The organism is Sphingomonas sp. CROZ-RG-20F-R02-07, from assembly GCF_022662335.1.
Taxonomy (GTDB): Bacteria; Pseudomonadota; Alphaproteobacteria; order Sphingomonadales; family Sphingomonadaceae; genus Sphingomonas.
Map to the genome: position 1 here is coordinate 185,261 of NZ_JAKNQJ010000001.1, position 18,683 is coordinate 203,943.

An 18,683-nucleotide genomic window follows, 5' to 3' on the forward strand; every position below is an offset into this window, starting at 1 on the left:
TGCCATTGTGGTTTGCGTAAGGGGCGGGTTACCATGCCTGTCCCACAATCGGCGGGGCCGGTCTCCGCCCGAAGGATGGTTTGAATGACGAAGTTGAGCGGTGGCGACTCCAAGAGCACCCTCTATTGCTCGTTCTGCGGCAAGTCGCAGCACGAGGTGCGCAAGCTGATCGCCGGCCCCACGGTGTTCATCTGCGATGAGTGCGTGGAACTGTGCAACGACATCATCCGCGAGGAGACCAAGTCCGCCCTGGTGTCCAAGAAGGACGGCGGGGTGCCGACGCCGCAGGAGATCTGCAACGTGCTCGACGACTATGTCATCGGGCAGAAGCAGGCCAAGCGCGTGCTGTCGGTGGCGGTGCACAACCATTACAAGCGGCTGAACCACGGCGCCAAGGGTGCCGATGTCGAGCTTGCCAAGTCGAATATCCTGCTCGTCGGCCCGACGGGTTGCGGCAAGACTTTGCTCGCGCAGACTCTGGCGCGCATCCTCGACGTGCCGTTCACGATGGCGGATGCGACGACGCTGACCGAGGCGGGCTATGTCGGCGAGGATGTCGAGAACATCATCCTCAAGCTGCTCCAGGCCTCCGACTATAACGTCGAGCGGGCGCAGCGCGGCATCGTCTATATCGACGAGATCGACAAGATCAGCCGCAAGGCCGAGAACCCCTCGATCACGCGCGACGTGTCGGGCGAGGGCGTGCAGCAGGCGTTGCTGAAGCTGATGGAGGGCACGACCGCGAGCGTTCCGCCGCAGGGCGGGCGCAAGCATCCGCAACAGGAATTCCTGCAGGTCGACACGACGAACATCCTGTTCATCTGCGGTGGCGCGTTCAGCGGCCTCGAGAAGATCATCGGCGATCGCCTGCAGGGCAAGTCGATCGGCTTTGGCGCCTATGTCGCGGCGCCCGAGGAGCGGCGCACCGGCGAGCTGCTGCGCCAGACCGAGCCCGAGGATCTGCTGAAGTTTGGTCTGATCCCCGAATTCGTCGGCCGTCTGCCGGTGATCGCCACGCTCGAGGATCTCGACATCGACGCGCTGGTGAAGATCCTGAGCGAGCCCAAGAACGCGCTGGTGAAGCAATACCAGAAGCTGTTCGAGATGGAGGACGTGGAGCTGGGCTTCACCGACGACGCGCTGGTGCAGGTCGCGCGCAAGGCGATCGAGCGCAAGACCGGTGCGCGTGGCCTTCGTTCGATCCTCGAAAGCATCCTGCTCGACACGATGTTCGAGCTGCCCGGCATGGACGGCGTGGACGAGGTGATGATCGACAAGGACGTGATCGAGGGCCGCAAGGAACCGATCCGCGTCTATGCCGAAAAGAAGAAGGCGGGCGACGCCGCCTGACGGCGGCGCGCCTTCCGGCAGCGATGAAGCGGGCGTCGAGCGATCGGCGCCCGTTTTCGTGTGGGCTGTCGTCCCATCCGATGGGAAGGTCGCGGGCCTGGATCGGGATGTCAGCGGCTTGATTGGATTATCAAATCCGTTCGTGCTGAGCTCGTCGAAGCACGCTCTCCGCAGGCCTGCCTTCGCAGTCGGTACAAGCCCTTCGACAAGCTCAGGGCGAACGGAGCAAGGTCAAGTTCAACTCTACCCGCCGAGCAGCGTCATGTACGCGTCGAGCACCTTCTGGTTGGCGCTGTCCCACCGAAAGCCGGCGGCGCGGGCATGGCCGGCTTCGCCCATCGTCCGGCGCAGCGCGGGTTCGGCAATGATCCGGCCGATCGCTTCGGCATAGGCTTCGGTGTCGCGCGGCGGCACGAGGAAGCCGGTGACGCCGTGCTCGACCAGATCGACCGCGCCCGTCGCGCGCGCGGCCACCACCGGCACGCCCGCCGCCATCGCCTCGGACGTCACCTGGCCCCAGGTCTCGGTGATGCTGGGGTTGAACAGGATGTCCATCGAGGCGACCGCACGGCCCAGATCGTCGCCGCGCTGGAAGCCGGCGAAGGCGGCGTCGGGCACACGCTCGGCGAACCAGTCGCGCGCCGGCCCTTCGCCGATCACCAGCACGCGGTGCGCGATGCCGCGCGCGCGCAGCGCGGTCGTCACGTCGGCGAAGACGTCGAGCCCCTTTTCCAGCACCAGCCGCCCGAGAAAGCCGATCGCGATCTCGTGATCGGCGATGCCCAGCGAGCGCCGCCATTCGAGGCTGCGCGCCTGCGGATTGAAGCGATCGTGATCGACACCGCGCGGCCACAGATCGGCGGGCGTCGTTACGCCCCATTCGCGGATCAGCGCGGTGACCGAAGGGGTCGGCACCAGCAGGCGATCCGCACGGCCGTAGAATCGTTTCAGGATCCACAGGATCGCCGGCTCGACGAAGCCGATGTTGAGCGGCCCGATATGATAATAGCGAAAATACGTCTCGAAGCGGGTGTGGACCGAGGCGATCGAGGCGATGCCGTGCGCGCGCGCGTAGGTGAGCGCGCCGTGCCCCAGGAATTCGGGCGCCGAGACATGGATGATGTTGGGCGCGAACGCCTCCAGATCGGCGCGGGTCTCCTTGGGGAAATAGCGGCCGAGCTTGTATTCGCCGCGGCCGGGGAAGGAGAAGCCCGGCACCTTCACCAGATCGCCCGTCGGTGCGAAGGCGGGCTTGTTCGTGGTCGGCGAATAGACGCGGACGTTCACCCCGCGCGACAGCAGATAGCCGACGAGCAGGTTCTGCGCCTGGTTCGCGCCGTCCCGCACGTAATTGTAGTTGCCGCTGAACAGGGCCACGCGGAGATCGGTCGGCTGCATCGCGGCGCGTTAGCGGGGAGGGCTGGCAAACGCCATCCCCCCGCCCGACCGGGATTGATGTTCCCCAATCGTTCTCCTACAATGGTGTCATGGCGAAGCCCCAGAAACGGTATGTGTGCCAGGCGTGCGGTTCGGTCGCGTCGCGCTGGGCGGGGCAATGCGGCGATTGCGCCGAATGGAACACGATGGTGGAGGAGGCGAACACCGCCGCCACGCCCTTCCACGCCAAGCACAATCTTCAGACCGGGGGCCGGGCGATCCAGCTCGTCGGGCTGGATGCGGACATCGCGCTGCCCGATCGGATGGCGACCGGGATCGCCGAACTCGATCGGGCGCTGGGCGGCGGCTTCGTCGAGGCGTCCGCCACGCTGATCGGCGGCGATCCCGGCATCGGCAAATCGACCCTGTTGTTGCAGGCGGCGGCGAAAATGGCGCTGTCGGGCCTGCGCGTGGCCTATGTCTCGGGCGAGGAGGCGGCGGATCAGGTGCGGTTGCGCGCGCGGCGGCTGGGGCTCGGCAGCGCCCCGGTGCAGCTCGCGGCCGCCACATCGACGCGCGACATCCTGACGACGCTGTCGCAGGGCCAGCCGCCCGCATTGCTGGTGATCGATTCGATCCAGACGATGCATTCGGACCTGATCGAGGGCGCGCCCGGCACGGTCAGCCAGGTGCGCGCCTCGGCGCAGGAGCTGATCCGCTTCGCCAAGGAGCGTGGCACCGCCGTCGTGCTGGTGGGGCATGTGACCAAGGACGGCAGCATCGCGGGGCCGCGCGTGCTCGAGCATATGGTCGACACCGTTCTCAGCTTCGAGGGCGAGCGCAGCCACCAATATCGCATCCTGCGCGCGATCAAGAACCGGTTCGGCGGGACGGACGAGATCGGCGTCTTCGCGATGGCGACCGAGGGGCTGACCGAGGTCGCCAACCCCTCGTCGCTGTTCCTCACGCACCGCGACGAGAGCGTGACGGGGATGACGGTGTTTCCCGCGCTGGAGGGCACGCGCCCGGTGCTGGTCGAGATCCAGGCGCTGACGGTGCGCCTCGCAAGCGGGGCGACGCCCCGGCGCGCGGTGGTGGGCTGGGATTCGGGGCGCCTCGCGATGATCCTCGCGGTGCTGGAGGCACGGTGCGGGCTGAGCTTCTCGGCCTGCGAAGTGTATCTGAATATCGCAGGCGGCTACCGCGTGCAGGATCCCGCCGCCGATCTGGCGGTGGCGGCCGCGTTGATCTCGGCGCTGAGCGAGCGGCCGGTGCCGATCGACTCGGTCGCGTTCGGCGAAGTCGCGCTGTCGGGCGAGATCCGCCCCGTGGCGCATGGGCCGTTGCGGATGAAGGAGGCGGCCAAGCTCGGCTTCGAACGCGCGCTGGTGCCCGCGGCGGTGGCCAGCGGCAAGGCGGACCTGACGCTGACGGGGTTTCGCACGCTGGCGAGCTTCGTCGATCATATGCTCGGGCGGGGGTGAGTGGGGCCGTACGGCGACTGTGCCATCCGCCCGGTCCGCATGGCGGCAAGAAGGGAACGGGTTCACGCTCCGCGTGAGCCCATTCTTCGTGGTGGTGTTCAATGGCGGCCTGATCGGAAAAGTTAGCGGCCATCATGATCGTCTCCCAACTGGGCCCCGGCCTTCGCCGGGGAACAAGGGAGAAACGGGGTGAGGATCGCTCCGGCGCACGTCAGCTTCCCATTTCAAACCTGTTCCCCGGCGAAGGCCGGGGCCCAGTTGGGCGAGGGTACTTATAGAGACCCACCATTCGTCGTGCACGATCCCGCCCAACGACACGAACAGGGAGATCGCCCCGACGCCCCGACCGCCCCCTTCCACGCACGCACTAGCGATTGTCCGTCCGCATCCCTATTCCAGCGGGCATGAACCTCACCGCCCTCGACATCATCGTGCTCATCGCGGTCGCAGGGGCAGCGATCATGGGGCTGGTGCGCGGGTTCGTGACGGAGGTGCTGTCGCTCTTCGCGTGGATCGCGATCGTCGCCGCGCTGAAGCTGTTCCACATCAGCCTCGCTCTGGCCTTGACGCACGTCGTCGGCACGGCGTCGGGCGCGGCGGTGCTCGCCTTCGCGATCATCGCCGGCGGCTGCTATATCGGCGGCCGTCTGGTGGCGAGCGCGATCGGCCGGCGGACGCGCACCTCGATTCTGGGGCCGGTCGATCGCGCGCTCGGCTTCGGCTTCGGTGCGCTGAAGGGGCTGATCCTCGCCAGCCTCGTCTTCCTGCTGGCCACGCTGGTGATCGACACGGTCGGCGGCGGCGCGGCGCGGCGGCCACTCTGGATGACCGCGTCGCGCACCTATCCGCTGCTTAACGCGACGAGCGCGGGTATCGCCGATTTCGTCGATCGCCGCCGCCATGGGCTCCCCGTCTTCGGCGCGCGCCCATTGCCTGCCAACCCTGACAATATGAGCGAGCCGACGCGATGAGCACGCCGCTCTACAATGCCGAGATCCTGCGGCTCGCCGCCACGATCCCGTATCACGAACGGCTGGCGGCACCGATGGCCACCGCGGAGCGGCGATCGCCGATCTGCGGCAGCCGGGTGACGGTGGACGTGGCGCTGGATGCGGAGGGGCGCGTGAGCGCGGTGGGGCTGCTGGTGCGCGCCTGTGCGCTGGGCCAGGCCGCGTCGTCGCTGCTGGCCGCGAACATCCTGGGCCGCACGCCCGAGGAACTCGCCGCGGCGCGCGACGCGCTGACCGCATGGCTGGCGCGCAAAGGCGAGCCGCCCGCTTGGCCGGGGCTCGGCGTGTTCGAACCCGCGCTCGACTATACCGCGCGCCACCCCTCGATCCGGCTGGCCTTCGAAGCCGCCGCAGACGCCGCCGACGCCGCGCGGGGGCCGCGCTGATGGGGCACACCGTCTCGACGTTGCGCGACGGTGTGGTCCTGCTGGGCTTCGCGCTCGGATCGGTGCTGCTGTTCCGCCGGCTGGGGCTCGGGCAGGTGCTGGGCTTCCTGGTCGCCGGCGCGATCGTCGGGCCGCATGTGCTGGGCCTGGTCGGCGATGCCGAACAGAAGATGGGGATCGCCGAACTCGGCATCACGCTGCTGCTGTTCCTCGTCGGGCTCGAACTCTCGCCCTCTCGCTTATGGGCGATGAAGCAGGATATCCTGGGCGTCGGACTGCTTCAGGTGGTGGCATGCGGGCTGGCGGTGGCGGGCGTGGTGTTCGGCCTGGCGCATGTCTCGCCCTCCGCCGCGCTCGCGCTCGGCCTGCCGCTGGCGCTGTCGTCCACCGCGCAGGTGCTGCCGATGCTGCAATCGGCGGGCCGGCTGCGCACCCCGTTCGGCGAGCGGGCGTTTTCGATCCTGCTGTTCCAGGATCTCTCGATCGTGCCGCTCATCACGATCGTCGCCGCGCTCAGCCGCGCGCCAGCGGATGCCAGCGCGCCGCCGGGATGGCTGCTCGCCCTGTACACGGTGGGCGCGATCGCCGGGCTGGTGCTGGCCGGGCGGTTCCTGCTGCGGCCCCTGTTCACGCTGATCGGCGTGCTCGGCGAGCGCGAGATGTTCATCTTCGCCGGACTGTTCACGGTGATCGCAAGCGCGGCGGTGATGGAGGCGCTGGGGCTTTCCACCGCGCTCGGCGCGTTCGTCGCGGGCGTGATGCTGGCCGACAGCCCCTATCGCCACGAGCTCGAGGCCGATGTCGACCCGTTCCGCTCGATCCTGCTCGGGCTGTTCTTCCTGGCGGTCGGCATGATGCTCGATCTTCACGCCATCGCCGAGCGGCCGTTTTTCGTCGTCGGCATGGCGGTCGCGCTGATCGCCACCAAGACGCTCATCATCTTCGCGATCGGCAAGGCGTTCCGGATGCCGTGGCGCGGCGCGCTGGCGCTCGGGCTGTTGCTGAGCCAGGGGGGCGAATTCGGCTTCGTCCTGTTCGCCCAGGCGCAGGCGGCGATGCTGATCGAACCGCAGGCCGCCAGCCTGTTCGGCGCGGTGGTCACGCTGTCGATGGCGACGACGCCGTTCCTGATGGGCGTGACGCGCCGCTTCCGTGCCGAGCCCGTGAAGGACGGCGCGGGGCTGGCCACGCCGAGCAACGACGGCGCGAGCGCGATCGTGATCGGCTATGGCCGCTTCGGGCAGACGGTATCGCGCATGCTCCAGCTTCAGCGCATTTCGGTGACGCTGATCGACACCGATACCGACATGATCGAGACGGCGGGCACGTTCGGCGCGAAGGTCTATTATGGCGACGGCACGCGGATGGATCTGCTCCGCCAGGCCGGCGCGGCGGATGCGGCGCTGCTGCTGTTCTGCATCGACGGCGACGTGATCGACGCCGAGATGCTGGCCGGGGTGAAGGCGGCGTTTCCCGATGCCGCAGTGTTCGTGCGCGCCTATGATCGGCGCAGCATGATGCGGATGGCGGGTGCGCCGATCGCCGGCGCGGTGCGCGAGGTGTTCGAATCGGCGGTGTGCATGGGGCGGCTGGCGCTCGACGCGCTGGAGGTGGACGGCGACGACATCGACCGCACCGAGGCGGAGTATCGCAAGGCCGATGCCGAACGGTTGCGGTTGCAGAGCGACAGCGGCGACCTGCGCGCGGGCATCGAGACGCTGACCGCCGAGATGAAGGATGCGCGCGCATGAACCTGCTGATGATCCTAGCCGCGCTGTCGGGCGCGATGGCGGTCGCGGCGGGGGCGTTCGGCGCGCATGGCGCGAGCGGGGCGGCGGCCGACTGGCTGAAGACCGGCGGCCATTACCAACTGATCCACGCCGTCGCCGCACTGGTCGCGATCCGGATGGAGGCGCGCGTGGCCGCGTGGCTGTTCGTCGGCGGCGGCTTCGTCTTTGCGACGACTTTGTACCTGATGGCGATCGGCGCGCCGCGCTGGCTTGGCGCGGTGACGCCGATCGGGGGCGCCTTACTGATCGGCGGCTGGCTGTGGCTGGCGTGGCGCGCGCGGGGGTAGGGGCCGGCGACGATATGGCGATGGCTGGAGGTGGTGGATTCCGGAAAGGCCGGTTCAGGATATACGTTCGGCGTTAGCTGCCGTTGACCGCCGGTTAGATACGACGATATTGCCACACGATGGAAAAGATAGACGACCGTGGGGCGCGCAGACGCAGCCTCGTTTTGCGAATAATCTATGGAGCATGCCTCCTCGGTGCGACTTACAACCATTGGACCGATATTTTTCATCATGGCTTCTTTTACGATCACGGCCTATTCCCCAAATCCGCCGCCGTGTTTTGGACGATTCTAGCTTTTCTTGATCCGGCCACTGTGGTGCTTCTATTTATACGACAAAATTATGGTGTTGCCGCAACTACTACGATCATCGTTACTGATGTGATCTGTAATGTATGGATAACGGCACATTACTTTCCACCGCTACGTCATGGTCTCGCGGGCGCACCGCTGGTTATTGACCAAATCGTGTTTATGGTTTTCGTCTTGATCACAGCGCCCTTCGCCTGGCGGTCGAGATCATAGATGTTATCGTGAAACGGGTGGCGGCTTTCAGGATTTGCGTTCTCGTGGTTAAATGACCAAAAGTGGGCGTAAGCGGTCCTTCCGTCGCCTTGGTCCCACACCCGCACCATAAACCCCGCCGCTCCCCAACTCAGCGTTTCCGGCGGCACGCATCCGAACAATAGATCACGCTTTCCCAGTCGCGCGCCCATTTCTTGCGCCAGGCGAACGGGCGTTCGCAGGCGGGGCAGGTCTTGGTCGGGAGGTTGGCCTTGGCGACACCGTTCGGCATCAGCGTGGCTGGGCGTCGAGAAAGGTCGCGACATCGGTCAGATCGACGCCGCGATCGAGGACGGTGCCGCCGATCCCGCGCGCGAGGAGGAAGGGCAGCGTGCCGGCGTCCATCTTCTTGTCGTGGCGCATGTGATCGACGAGCCGCGCGCCGCTCGCGGCGATGCCGGTGGCGGCGAGGCCGTCGGGCAGCCCCACCTCGCGCATATGCGCCGCCACCCGCGCCGCGTCGGCGTCCGTGCAAAGCCCCTGCGCGGCGGAAAAGGCGAAGGCGAGCGCGCAGCCCGCCGCGACGCCCTCGCCATGGATCAGCGTGCCGTCGAAGCCGGCCTCCGCCTCCAGCGCATGGCCGAAGGTGTGGCCGAGGTTCAGCAGCGCGCGCGTGCCGTTGGTTTCATGCTCGTCCGCGGCGACGATCCGCGCCTTGGCCGCGACGCTGTGCGCGATCGCCCGTTCGCGCAGATCCTCGTCGCCCGCCAGCAGCGCCGCGCCGTTCGCCTCGCACCAGGCGAAAAAGGGCGCATCGTCGATCAGGCCGTATTTGACGATCTCGGCATAGCCCGCGCGCAGTTCGCGGGGCGGCAGCGTGTCTAGCACGGCGGGATCGATCAGCACCATCACCGGCTGGTGGAAGGCACCGATCAGGTTCTTGCCCGCGCGCGTGTTGATCGCGGTCTTGCCGCCGACCGACGAATCGACCTGGGCCAGCAGGGTGGTGGGTATCTGCACGAAGCGGCAGCCGCGCTTCAGGATCGCGCAGGCGAAGCCGACCAGATCGCCGATGACCCCGCCGCCCAGCGCGATCACGTGATCGCCGCGCTCGATCCCGAGTTCGAGCAGCCGGTCGCACAGCGTTTCCAGCACGCCCCAGCTCTTGGTGGCCTCGCCCGGCGCCAGCACGATCGCCTCGCTGGCGATATCCTCTTCGGCGAGCGCCGCCTGAAGCGTGGCGAGATGCGGCAGGACGTTCGAATCGGTCACGATCGCCACGCGCCGGCCCTGGAGCAGCGGCGCGAGCAGGTCGCCCGCGATGGTCAGCAGCCCCGTTTCGATATGGATCGGATAGCTGCGCTCGCCGAGCGAAACGGTAACGGTCTTCATCGGCCGATGGCTTTCATGATGGCGGCGACGGTCGCCTCGTGCGGCGTGCGCTGGCTGGCGACATGGATGGGGGCCAGCGCATAGACCGGATCGCGGACGCGGGCGAGTTCGCGCAGCACCACGCGCGGATCGCGCCCGCGCAGCAGCGGCCGCGTGTCGCGCCGCGCGACGCGGTCGGCCAGCACATCGGGATGCGCGCTCAGCCACACCGCGGTCGCCTGTTCGAGGATCAGCGCGCGCGTTTCGGGGTGGAGAAACGCGCCGCCGCCGGTGGCGATCACCTTGGGCCGGCCGTCGATCAGCCGCGCGATCACCCGCCGCTCGCCGTCGCGGAAATAGGCTTCGCCGAAGCGTTCGAAGATCTCGGTCACGCTCATGCCCGCGGCGCGCTCGATCTCGTGATCGGCATCGACGAAGGCGAGGCCCAGGCGCACCGCGAGCCGGCGGCCGACGGTCGTCTTGCCGACGCCCATCAGGCCGACGAGCACGATCGGCTTGCCCTTTTCGGGCGGCGGAGCGTCTGGGGGCGGGGCGGGGCTGGCCGCTTGGGGATCGTGGCTTTGCAACATCGAGCCTCGCGCTATACAGCGACCATGCGGGTTCGCCAAAAGCTTGCGCGTCCGTGCAACATGTAAGGTTCGTCCATGTCCCGCCTCGTCCTGACCATCGCCGTCCTCGCCGTCATCGTGATCGGAGGGATGGTCCTCCTGGCCGGGCGCACGACCGAGCGGCCGCAAACGCATGTGGAAAAGGCCGTCGCGCTTGCGAACCTCCAATAAGGCGCTGATCGGCGGCCTGGGCCTCGCGCTCGCCGCGGCCGCCGCCTATCCCGCGATCGGGCAGCAGCGCCCCGAATCGATCCTGCCGCCCGGTTTCGGCGAGCCCGCGCCCGCCCCGCGTGCGACCGCGGCCGCGCCGCGCGCACCCGGTTCCGCAGGCCCCGCGCCGCGGCCGAGCGGTGCTGCGCCTGTAGCGGGTGCATCGCCCGCGCCGGCGACGGTGCAGCCGCTGCCGGTGGAGACGCCCGGCGCGACGCCGACGCCAACACCCACGCCGACCCCGCCGGATGCCCGCGCGCTTGCCGAATATGAGCTGCCCGCCTCCGCGCGGCGCTCGCTCGCGCTGGTGGGGGCTGCGGGGCCGGCCGAGGGCGGGCTCGCCGCGGATGCGTTCGGCGAGGCCGACGGGCGCATGGTCGAGATGCTGATGCGGCGGCTGTCCGCGCCGCTGCCGTCGCGCTGGATGTCGATCCTGTTGCGGCGCGCGCTCGTCTCCAGCGTGGCCACGCCGCCGCATGTGAACGGCGCCGATTTCGCCGCCGAACGCGCATGGCTGTTGCTGCGGATGGGCGAATCGGTCGCGGCGCGCGCGGTGGTTCAGGGCGTCGACGACGCAAATTATACGCCCAAATTGCTGCAGGTGGCGATGAACGCCGAGCTGGCGAACGGCGATCCGGCGGGCCTGTGCCCGCTCGCCGATGCCGGCGTGCGGATCGGCCATGAGGGCGGCTGGACGCTGGCGCAGGCGATGTGCGCCGGGCTCGCCGGTCAGTCGGCGCGCGGCACCGCGCTGTTCGCCGCGGCCCGGCGCCACCATGTCGCGGGCGGCGTGGACCTGTTGCTCGCGCAGAAGGTGCTCGGCATCGGCGGCCAGGGTCGCCAGGCGGTGACGATCGAATGGGACGGCGTCGACCGGCTGACCGCGTGGCGCTTCGGCCTCGCCACCGCCACGGGCGTCGCCATCCCCGATTCGCTCTATGCCGGGGTGGGGCGGCAAGTGACCTATTGGCGCGCGCTGTCACCCGGCGTGCCGCTGAACGACCGGATCGCGGCCGCGGAGGCGGCGGCGGCGCAGGGCGTGCTGTCGAGCGCGGCGCTGATCGACCTTTATGGCGCGGTGGACGCAGCGAATGATTCGCCGAGCGCCGCGGATGCGACCGCGCAGGATCTTCAGACCGCCTATGCGGGCGCGAGCCCGGACGCGCGCGCCGCCGCGCTCCGGCAATTATGGGGCAATGCGGACGCCCGCATCCCTTATGCCCGGATGGTGCTGACCGCGCGTGCGGCCGGGCTGGTGATGCCCGCCGCCAACGATGCGGATGCCGCGACGCTGATCGCGGCGATGCTGTCGGCCGGGCTCGATCGCACCGCGCTGCGCTGGCAGGGCTATGTGCCGCAAGGGAGCGATGCCTGGGCGATGCTCGCGCTGGCCGATCCCGAGGGGCGGACGGTGAGCTATCGCGACTTGAACGGCTATGCCGGCAAGGGCGATGCCGTGCTGAAGCGGCGGATGTTCTTCGCGGGCATGGCGGGGCTCGGGCGCGTCGCGCCGGCGGATGTGGAACGCGCCGCCGAATCGCTCGACGTGAAGATCGGTGCGGAAAACGCCTGGACTGCGGCGCTCGATCGCGCCGCGCGTGCCGGCCAGCCGGGCACCGTCGCGCTGCTGGCGGCGATCGGGATGCAGACGGGCGACTGGCGCGGCGTGCCGCCCCAGGCGCTGTATCGCATCGTCGGCGCGCTGCGCGCCGTCGGGCTGGAGGGCGAGGCGCGGATGATCGCGGCCGAGGCGATTGCACGGGTCTGATGGCCGGATGAGCGCAGGCGGCGGCGACCGCGCGCTCGTCGACCGCTTTCTCGAGATGCTCGCGGCGGAGGCCGGCGCCGCGGCGAACACGATCGCCGCTTATCGCAGCGACCTGATGCTGGCGTCCGAGGTGCTGGGCGGCCGGCTGGGCGAGGCGGATGCCGCGATGCTCGGGCGGGTGGCGGAGGAATGGCGCGCGCTAGCCACCGCCACCGTCGCGCGCAAATCGGCGGCGCTGCGGCGCTTCTACGCCTTTCTGGCCGACGAGGGGTTGCGCGCGGACGATCCCGGCGCCGCGTTGCCGCGGCCGGGTGCGGGGCGTTCCTTGCCCAAGGTGCTGAGCCGCGCCGACGTCGATTCGCTGTTCACCGCGATCGATGCTCGGCTGGCGCGTGCGATTCCGGATCCGAACGACCTGCGGCTCGCCGCACTGATCGAGCTGCTCTACGGATCGGGCCTGCGCGCGAGCGAACTCGTCGGCCTGCCGCGCGGCGCGGTGCATCCCGACAAGCCTTTCCTGATCGTGCGCGGCAAGGGCGGGCGCGAACGGCTGGTGCCGATCTCGGACCGCGCCCGCGCCGCGGTGGCGGCCTGGCGCGAGGCGAGCGACGCGGCCAATCCGTGGCTGTTCCCCTCCGGCAAGGGCCATCTGTCGCGCGTGCGGCTTCACCAGATCGTCAAGGCGTTGGGCGCGGACGCCGGGATCCCGCCCGATCGGATCAGCCCGCACGTGCTGCGCCATGCCTTTGCCACGCATCTGCTGGCGGGCGGCGCGGATCTGCGCGCGCTGCAGACGATGCTCGGCCATGCCGATATCGCGACCACCGAGATCTACACGCATGTCGATGCGAGCCGGCTGGTCGAGCTGGTCAACACCCGGCACCCACTCGCCGAGATGGGCCCCCGCGTTGACGCCGCGCGCGGCCCGACCTAACCGAACCGTCATGGCAAGCTTCCTCGACTTCGAGAAACCGATCGCCGAGCTTCAGGGCCGGATCGACGAACTGCGCGATACCGCGGCGGACGGCAGCGTGGATATCGCCGCCGACATCGCGCGGCTCCAGGCGAAATCCGACAAGCTGCTGAAGGACACCTTCGCCAGGCTGACGCCGTGGCAGAAGACGCAGGTGGCGCGGCATCCCGAGCGCCCGCATTTCAAGGATTATGTCGCCGGGCTGTTCGACGAGTTCGTGCCGCTGGCGGGCGACCGCGCCTTTGGCGACGATCAGGCGATCCTCGGCGGCTTCGCTACGCTCGATGGGCGCAAGCTGATGGTGATCGGCCATGAAAAGGGCGACGACACCGCCAGCCGGCTTCGCCACAATTTCGGCATGGGCAAGCCCGAGGGCTATCGCAAGGCGATCCGGCTGGTGGCGCTGGCGGACCGGTTCGGGCTGCCGATCGTGACGCTCGTCGATACCTCGGGCGCGTTTCCCGGCATCCAGGCCGAGGAGCGCGGCCAGGCCGAGGCGATCGCGCGCTCGACCGAAGCGTGCCTCAACGCGGGCGTTCCCGTGGTCGCGGCGATCGTGGGCGAGGGTGGATCGGGTGGCGCGGTGGCGCTCGCCGCGGGCAACCGCGTGCTGATGTTCGAACACGCGGTCTATTCGGTCATCAGCCCGGAGGGTTGTGCGTCGATCCTGTGGCGTACCGCGGACAAGGCGCCCGAGGCGGCGGAGGCGATGCGCGTCACCGCCCAGGATCTGAAGGCGTTCGGCGTGATCGACACGATCGTGCCCGAACCCTTGGGCGGCGCGCACCGCGCACCGGCGGCGGCGATCGCCTCGCTCGGCGCGGCACTGAGCGCGACGCTCGGCGAACTGAGCGGTCAGAGCGCACAGCAATTGCGGCAGGGCCGGCGCGAGAAGTTTCTGGCGATGGGCCGGCTGTAACGCTTTCGCGCGCGACGAAGAGGCGCACGCACGACGAAAAGGGGCGGCGGAACCAGGTTCCGCCGCCCCCTCGCGTTTCCGATCGTCGGGTAAGGCTTACGTGGCCTTCATGTTCGACGAAACGTTGTTGAAGGTCGTCTGGAGCTTGTTGCCCAGGCCCTGCATCGCGGCAATCGCGGCAACCGCGATGAGTGCGGCGATCAGGCCGTATTCGATGGCGGTCGCGCCCTTCTTGTTACCAAAAACCTTGCGGATCATCTGCATACCGGTCTCCATGTCTTGAAAGCTTCAGTCACCCGGCTGAACCGGTGAACCGGAGCAGCACCGAAAGAATTAGGCCTCGACGGTTGATAAAGGCTTAAATCCAGCGGGTATTTTTACCGCGGCGTCACGGCGCTCACCCGCGCGCTGGTGTTGTTCCACATGCCGCTGGTGACGGTGCCCACGCCGCCGATCGCGGCGATCACGCCGACGACGATCAGCGCGGCGATGAGGCCATATTCGATGGCCGTCGCGGCGCGGGAATCGCGTACCAGGCGCGACACCGTGCAAATCACGGCCTTTACGGATGGACGCGTCGGTTTCATGAAAGCCGGGTTAGTGGCACGGGGTTAACGAATGTCTTCCATCGCCGTCGCCACGCCGCTGATCCTGCCCGTTTGCGCCGCGGCGCTGGTGGATGCGGACGGCCGCGTGCTGTTGCAGCAACGCCCCGCGGGCAAGTCGCTGGCCGGTCTATGGGAATTCCCGGGCGGCAAGATCGAGGTCGGGGAGACGCCCGAGCAGGCGCTGATCCGCGAGCTGGAGGAGGAACTGGCGATCACCGTGCCCTGCGCGTGCCTGGCGCCGGCGGCGTTCGCCAGCGCGCCGCTCGGCGATCGTCACCTGCTGCTGCTGCTGTTCGTCACGCGCAAATGGACCGGCGTCCCGCGCGCGCTGGAAGCGGCGGCGCTGCGCTGGGTGCGCCCGGCTGAGATGCACGCGCTGCCGATGCCCCCCGCCGACCGCCCGCTGATCGGGCTGCTCGACGCACAGCTTTGACAACGCGGCACTTTGCGAACCGTGGAGGGGCCCCTATGATCGGTGGCCCGGCACATCCTGGTGTCGGGCACGCGATGCGGAAGATGCCCATGCGAGCTGACGAACATATCCCGCCGGTGGCATCCACCGGCATCGAGGGGCTGGACCGGATCCTGGGCGGCGGCATCACGCCCCACCGCATGTATCTGGTGGAAGGCACGCCGGGCACGGGCAAGACGACTTTGGGCCTGGGCTTTCTCTTGGCCGGTGCCGCCGCGGGCGAGTCCGGCCTCTATATCACGCTCGCCGAAACCGAGATCGAGCTGCGCGCCGTTGCCGCGACGCACGGGTGGACGCTGGATTCGATCGAACTGTTCGAGATGGTGCCGGCCGACGGGCTGGGCGAGGATCAGGAACAAACGCTGCTTCACCCGAGCGAGGTCGAACTCGGCGAGACGGTACGCGACATCATGGACAAGGTGGACGCCGCCAAGCCCAAGCGCATCGTGATCGACAGCCTGTCCGAACTGCGGCTGCTCGCGCAAAGTGCGATCCGCTACCGGCGGCAGATCCTGGCGTTAAAGCATTTCTTCTCGACACGTGAAGTGACCGTGCTGATCCTCGACGACAAGAGCGCGTCGGGCGGGGACCTGCAGCTCCACAGCATTGCACACGGGGTGGTGTCGCTCGAACAGACGCTGTCCGGCTTCGGGGCGCAGCGACGACGGCTGCATGTCATGAAGATGCGCGGCCTGCGCTATCGTGGCGGCTATCATGATTTCGAGATCGAGCGCGGCGGATTGCGGGTCTATCCGCGGCTGGTCGCGGCGCGCCATGACGGCAGCTCGCTTGCCGATCCGGTGTCCACGGGATCGGATCAGCTCGACCTGCTGATGGGCGGCGGGCTGGTTCCGGGAACCGCCACGCTGCTGACCGGGCCCGCGGGCATCGGCAAGACCACCGCTGCGGTCCAGTGCATGCTGGCGGCGCTGAAACGCGGCACGAAGGCGGCGTATTTCCTGTTCGACGAACGCCTGCCGACGCTGTTGAAGCGAAGCGCGGCGCTCGGCCTCGATCTCCAGCCGCATATCGACAGCGGCCAGTTGACGATCCGCGCGATCGATCCGGCCGAGATGTCGCCCGGCGAATTCGCCGGCGCGGTGTGCAGCGCGGTCGAGAAGGACGGCGTACGGATGGTCGTGATCGACAGTCTCAACGCCTATCTGCAATCGATGCCGAGCGAACAGTTCCTGGTGCTCCAGATGCACGAGATGCTCACCTATCTGGGGCAGCAGGGCGTGGTCAGCATGCTGATCCTCGGGCTTCACGGCGTCACCGGCGATGTCCGGCAGGACGTGGATCTCAGCTATCTCTCCGACACCGTGGTGCAGCTCCGCTTCTTCGAGGCGTTGGGCGAGGTGCGCCAGGCGATCTCGGTCATCAAGACGCGCACCGCGCCGCACGAGCGCACGATCCGCGAGTTTCAGATCGGCAAAGAAGGGCTGCAGGTCGGGGAAGCGCTGCGGGATTTTCAAGGCATCCTCACCGGCGTTCCGACCTTTTCGGGAGAGGGCACGACGCTGATGCGCCATCGGCCGGGATCGTCCGCCGGGAATGGCTGAGATGGAAGACCGCGTCCTCATCCTGGCGCCGCGCGGGCGGGACGCCGCCATCGCCGCCAAGCTGCTCGGGCGGCACGGTATGGCCGCGATGGTCTGCAAGGATCAGGCGGAGTTGATCGCGGCCGCTGAGGCGGGGGCGGGGATGATCCTGCTGACCGAAGAGGCACTCGCGATCGGCGATCCGGCCGCGCTCACCGCCTGGGTGGCGGCTCAACCCACCTGGTCGGACATTCCCTTCATCGTGCTCGCCAACGGCGCCGCAGCGCCGCGTACCGAGGCCGCCACGAAGCGCCTCGCGGAGTTGGGCAACGTCGTCCTGTTGCAGCGTCCCCTTCATGCCGAGGCGATGCTGGGTGCGGTCCTGTCGTCGCTGAAGGCACGGCGTCGGCAATATGAGGTGCGCGATGCCGCCGAGACGCTCGAGCGCGCGGTGCTCGATCGCACCGCCGAACTGGCCGCCGCGCGCGAAAGCCTCGAGATCGCGCTCGACGCGGCCGGGATGGGCAGCTGGGACATCGACTTCCGCACCGGGGACGCACGCCGGACGCCGCGGCACGACGAGATCTTCGGCTATGCCAAGCCGGTGGCGCAGTGGAGCGTCGAGACGTTCCTCGCCCATGTCGATCCAGCGCAGCGTCCGGGTATCGAGGAGGCGTTCGGCAAGGCGCTCCTGTCTGGCGCGCTCGACGTGGAATGCGCGATCCTGGCGGCGGACGGCACCAGCCGCTGGATCGCGGCGAAGGGCCGCGTCCGGTACGATCCGGACGGCGAGCCGCTGCGGATGGCGGGGGTGGTGTCCGACGTGACGGACCAGAAAGAGGCCGACGCCCAGCTCGCCCAGGCGCAGAAGATGGACGCCATCGGCCAGCTCACGGGCGGCGTGGCGCATGATTTCAACAATCTGCTGACCCCCATCGTGGGCAGCCTCGATCTGCTCCGCCGTCGTCACAAGGACGACGAGAAGACGCAGCGGATGGTGGGCGGCGCGCTGCAGGCGGCCGAACGCGCCGCGACGCTGACGCAGCGGCTGCTCGCCTTCGCCCGCAAACAGGCGCTCCAGCCGCGGGCGGTGGATGTCGGTGCGCTGATCGACGGGATCGTCGATCTCGTCCGGCGCTCTCTCGGCCCCACGATCGCCGTCGTGCTCGAAGTGCCGCGCCACCTGCCGTCGGCGCGGGTCGATCCGAACCAGCTCGAGCTGGCGCTGCTGAACCTGGCGATCAACGCCCGCGATGCCATGCCGGGCGGCGGACGGCTTCTCCTGTCGGTGGCGGAGGTCGCGGTCGACGAGCGCAATCCGCTGAACCTGAAGGGCGGCCGCTATGTCCGGCTGATCGCCGAGGACAACGGCACCGGCATGGACCGCGCGACGCTGGCGCGTGCGACCGAGCCGTTCTTCTCGACCAAGGGTGTCGGCAAGGGGACGGGTCTCGGCCTGTCGATGGTCCATGGCCTCGCCGCGCAATCCGGCGGCATTCTCCACCTGCGCAGCGAGCCCGGGGCGGGCACCGCGGTCGAACTCTGGCTACCCGCCACCGACGAGGTGGCCAACGACGCCGCGCGCAAGGCGAGCGACCCCGCACCCGCGCGGCGCGCGGCCCGGATCCTGCTGGTGGACGACGAGGAGCTCGTCCGGTCCGCCACCGCGGATATGTTGCGCGATCTCGGCTATGTCGTGGTGGAGGTGGGCTCGGCGAGCCAGGCGCTGTCGGCGCTTCGATCCGGAATCGAGGCGGACGTGCTGGTCAGCGATTATCTGATGCCGGGCATGACGGGCGGCGAACTGATCGGCGAGCTGCGCTCCATCGGCATGCGCATCCCCACCTTGCTCGTGACGGGCTATGCCGCGACCGGGGAGGACGTGCCCGACGACGTCGTCCGGCTCGGCAAGCCGTTCCGCCAGGTGGACCTCGCCGACAAGGTGGACGAGCTCCTTCGCCAGCGTCCGGCCAATGGGCGGCGGCTGAGGGTGGTGGAATGATCC

19 protein-coding genes are annotated in these 18,683 nt (G+C 68.7%); 13 read left to right on the plus strand and 6 right to left on the minus strand.

What is annotated here, in order from left to right:
* The first annotated feature begins 84 nt into the window (after positions 1-84).
* Complete coding sequence (gene clpX, locus L8H00_RS00845; protein ID WP_242095326.1) at positions 85-1,350, plus strand: ATP-dependent Clp protease ATP-binding subunit ClpX; 1,266 nt, start codon at positions 85-87, stop codon at positions 1,348-1,350.
* A gap of 243 nt (positions 1,351-1,593) precedes the next feature.
* Here clpX and L8H00_RS00850 read toward each other — a convergent pair whose 3' ends face one another.
* Positions 1,594-2,748: a glycosyltransferase family 1 protein gene (locus L8H00_RS00850; protein WP_242095327.1), complete on the minus strand. Its 1,155-nt coding sequence runs from the start codon at positions 2,746-2,748 to the stop codon at positions 1,594-1,596.
* An 89-nt stretch (positions 2,749-2,837) separates the two neighbouring features.
* Here L8H00_RS00850 and radA point away from each other — a divergent pair, with 89 nt between their 5' ends.
* The 5 genes from radA (at position 2,838) to L8H00_RS00875 (ending at position 7,684) form a co-directional block, all read left to right on the plus strand.
* Entirely contained in the window at positions 2,838-4,211 is a 1,374-nt protein-coding gene (gene radA, locus L8H00_RS00855; protein WP_242095328.1) for a DNA repair protein RadA, read from the plus strand.
* Positions 4,212-4,615: 404 nt separating this feature from the next.
* Positions 4,616-5,182, plus strand: coding sequence for a CvpA family protein (locus L8H00_RS00860; RefSeq protein WP_242095329.1), 567 nt, complete (start codon positions 4,616-4,618; stop codon positions 5,180-5,182).
* Positions 5,179-5,607, plus strand: a complete 429-nt coding sequence (locus L8H00_RS00865; RefSeq protein ID WP_242095330.1) for an iron-sulfur cluster assembly scaffold protein — start codon at positions 5,179-5,181, stop codon at positions 5,605-5,607. Before L8H00_RS00860 ends, L8H00_RS00865 begins: the two co-directional genes overlap by 4 nt.
* Complete coding sequence (locus L8H00_RS00870; protein ID WP_242095331.1) at positions 5,607-7,358, plus strand: cation:proton antiporter; 1,752 nt, start codon at positions 5,607-5,609, stop codon at positions 7,356-7,358. The genes L8H00_RS00865 and L8H00_RS00870 overlap by 1 nt, the downstream gene beginning before the upstream one ends.
* Positions 7,355-7,684 (plus strand): DUF423 domain-containing protein, encoded by a 330-nt coding sequence (locus L8H00_RS00875; protein ID WP_242095332.1) that lies wholly within the window; start codon positions 7,355-7,357, stop codon positions 7,682-7,684. Before L8H00_RS00870 ends, L8H00_RS00875 begins: the two co-directional genes overlap by 4 nt.
* A gap of 654 nt (positions 7,685-8,338) precedes the next feature.
* Here L8H00_RS00875 and L8H00_RS00880 read toward each other — a convergent pair.
* From L8H00_RS00880 to L8H00_RS00890, 3 genes are read right to left on the minus strand one after another with little or no spacing between them, the layout of a single operon-like run.
* Entirely contained in the window at positions 8,339-8,479 is a 141-nt protein-coding gene (locus tag L8H00_RS00880; RefSeq protein ID WP_242095333.1) for a DUF2256 domain-containing protein, read from the minus strand.
* Positions 8,479-9,579, minus strand: a complete 1,101-nt coding sequence (aroB, locus tag L8H00_RS00885) for a 3-dehydroquinate synthase (RefSeq protein ID WP_242095334.1) — start codon at positions 9,577-9,579, stop codon at positions 8,479-8,481. Before aroB ends, L8H00_RS00880 begins: the two co-directional genes overlap by 1 nt.
* Positions 9,576-10,148 (minus strand): shikimate kinase, encoded by a 573-nt coding sequence (locus tag L8H00_RS00890; RefSeq protein ID WP_242095335.1) that lies wholly within the window; start codon positions 10,146-10,148, stop codon positions 9,576-9,578. The genes aroB and L8H00_RS00890 overlap by 4 nt, the downstream gene beginning before the upstream one ends.
* 75 nt (positions 10,149-10,223) lie before the next feature.
* On the opposite strand from L8H00_RS00890, the gene L8H00_RS18725 reads away from it, so the two are divergent.
* Genes L8H00_RS18725 through L8H00_RS00905 form a run of 4 tightly spaced genes read left to right on the plus strand, consistent with a single transcriptional unit; the run spans position 10,224 to position 14,057 of the window.
* Positions 10,224-10,358 (plus strand): hypothetical protein, encoded by a 135-nt coding sequence (locus L8H00_RS18725; RefSeq protein WP_267380570.1) that lies wholly within the window; start codon positions 10,224-10,226, stop codon positions 10,356-10,358.
* On the plus strand, positions 10,342-12,165 hold the full coding sequence (locus L8H00_RS00895; RefSeq protein WP_242095336.1) for a hypothetical protein: 1,824 nt from the start codon (positions 10,342-10,344) through the stop codon (positions 12,163-12,165). The genes L8H00_RS18725 and L8H00_RS00895 overlap by 17 nt, the downstream gene beginning before the upstream one ends.
* 7 nt (positions 12,166-12,172) lie before the next feature.
* Positions 12,173-13,099 carry a tyrosine recombinase gene (locus L8H00_RS00900; RefSeq protein ID WP_242095337.1) on the plus strand — a complete coding sequence of 309 codons (927 nt, stop codon included), beginning with the start codon at positions 12,173-12,175 and terminating at the stop codon, positions 13,097-13,099.
* A 10-nt stretch (positions 13,100-13,109) separates the two neighbouring features.
* Positions 13,110-14,057: an acetyl-CoA carboxylase carboxyltransferase subunit alpha gene (locus tag L8H00_RS00905; protein WP_242095338.1), complete on the plus strand. Its 948-nt coding sequence runs from the start codon at positions 13,110-13,112 to the stop codon at positions 14,055-14,057.
* 96 nt (positions 14,058-14,153) lie between these two features.
* Here L8H00_RS00905 and L8H00_RS00910 read toward each other — a convergent pair whose 3' ends face one another.
* On the minus strand, positions 14,154-14,321 hold the full coding sequence (locus L8H00_RS00910; RefSeq protein ID WP_242095339.1) for a Flp family type IVb pilin: 168 nt from the start codon (positions 14,319-14,321) through the stop codon (positions 14,154-14,156).
* Between the two features lie 113 nt (positions 14,322-14,434).
* Positions 14,435-14,602, minus strand: a complete 168-nt coding sequence (locus L8H00_RS00915) for a Flp family type IVb pilin (RefSeq protein ID WP_242095340.1) — start codon at positions 14,600-14,602, stop codon at positions 14,435-14,437.
* 73 nt (positions 14,603-14,675) lie between these two features.
* Here L8H00_RS00915 and L8H00_RS00920 point away from each other — a divergent pair, with 73 nt between their 5' ends.
* The 3 genes from L8H00_RS00920 (at position 14,676) to L8H00_RS00930 (ending at position 18,680) form a co-directional block, all read left to right on the plus strand.
* Positions 14,676-15,098: a (deoxy)nucleoside triphosphate pyrophosphohydrolase gene (locus L8H00_RS00920; protein ID WP_242095341.1), complete on the plus strand. Its 423-nt coding sequence runs from the start codon at positions 14,676-14,678 to the stop codon at positions 15,096-15,098.
* A gap of 89 nt (positions 15,099-15,187) precedes the next feature.
* On the plus strand, positions 15,188-16,699 hold the full coding sequence (locus L8H00_RS00925) for an ATPase domain-containing protein (RefSeq protein ID WP_242095342.1): 1,512 nt from the start codon (positions 15,188-15,190) through the stop codon (positions 16,697-16,699).
* A 1-nt stretch (position 16,700) separates the two neighbouring features.
* Complete coding sequence (locus L8H00_RS00930) at positions 16,701-18,680, plus strand: hybrid sensor histidine kinase/response regulator (RefSeq protein ID WP_242095343.1); 1,980 nt, start codon at positions 16,701-16,703, stop codon at positions 18,678-18,680.
* The last annotated feature ends 3 nt before the right edge of the window (positions 18,681-18,683 follow it).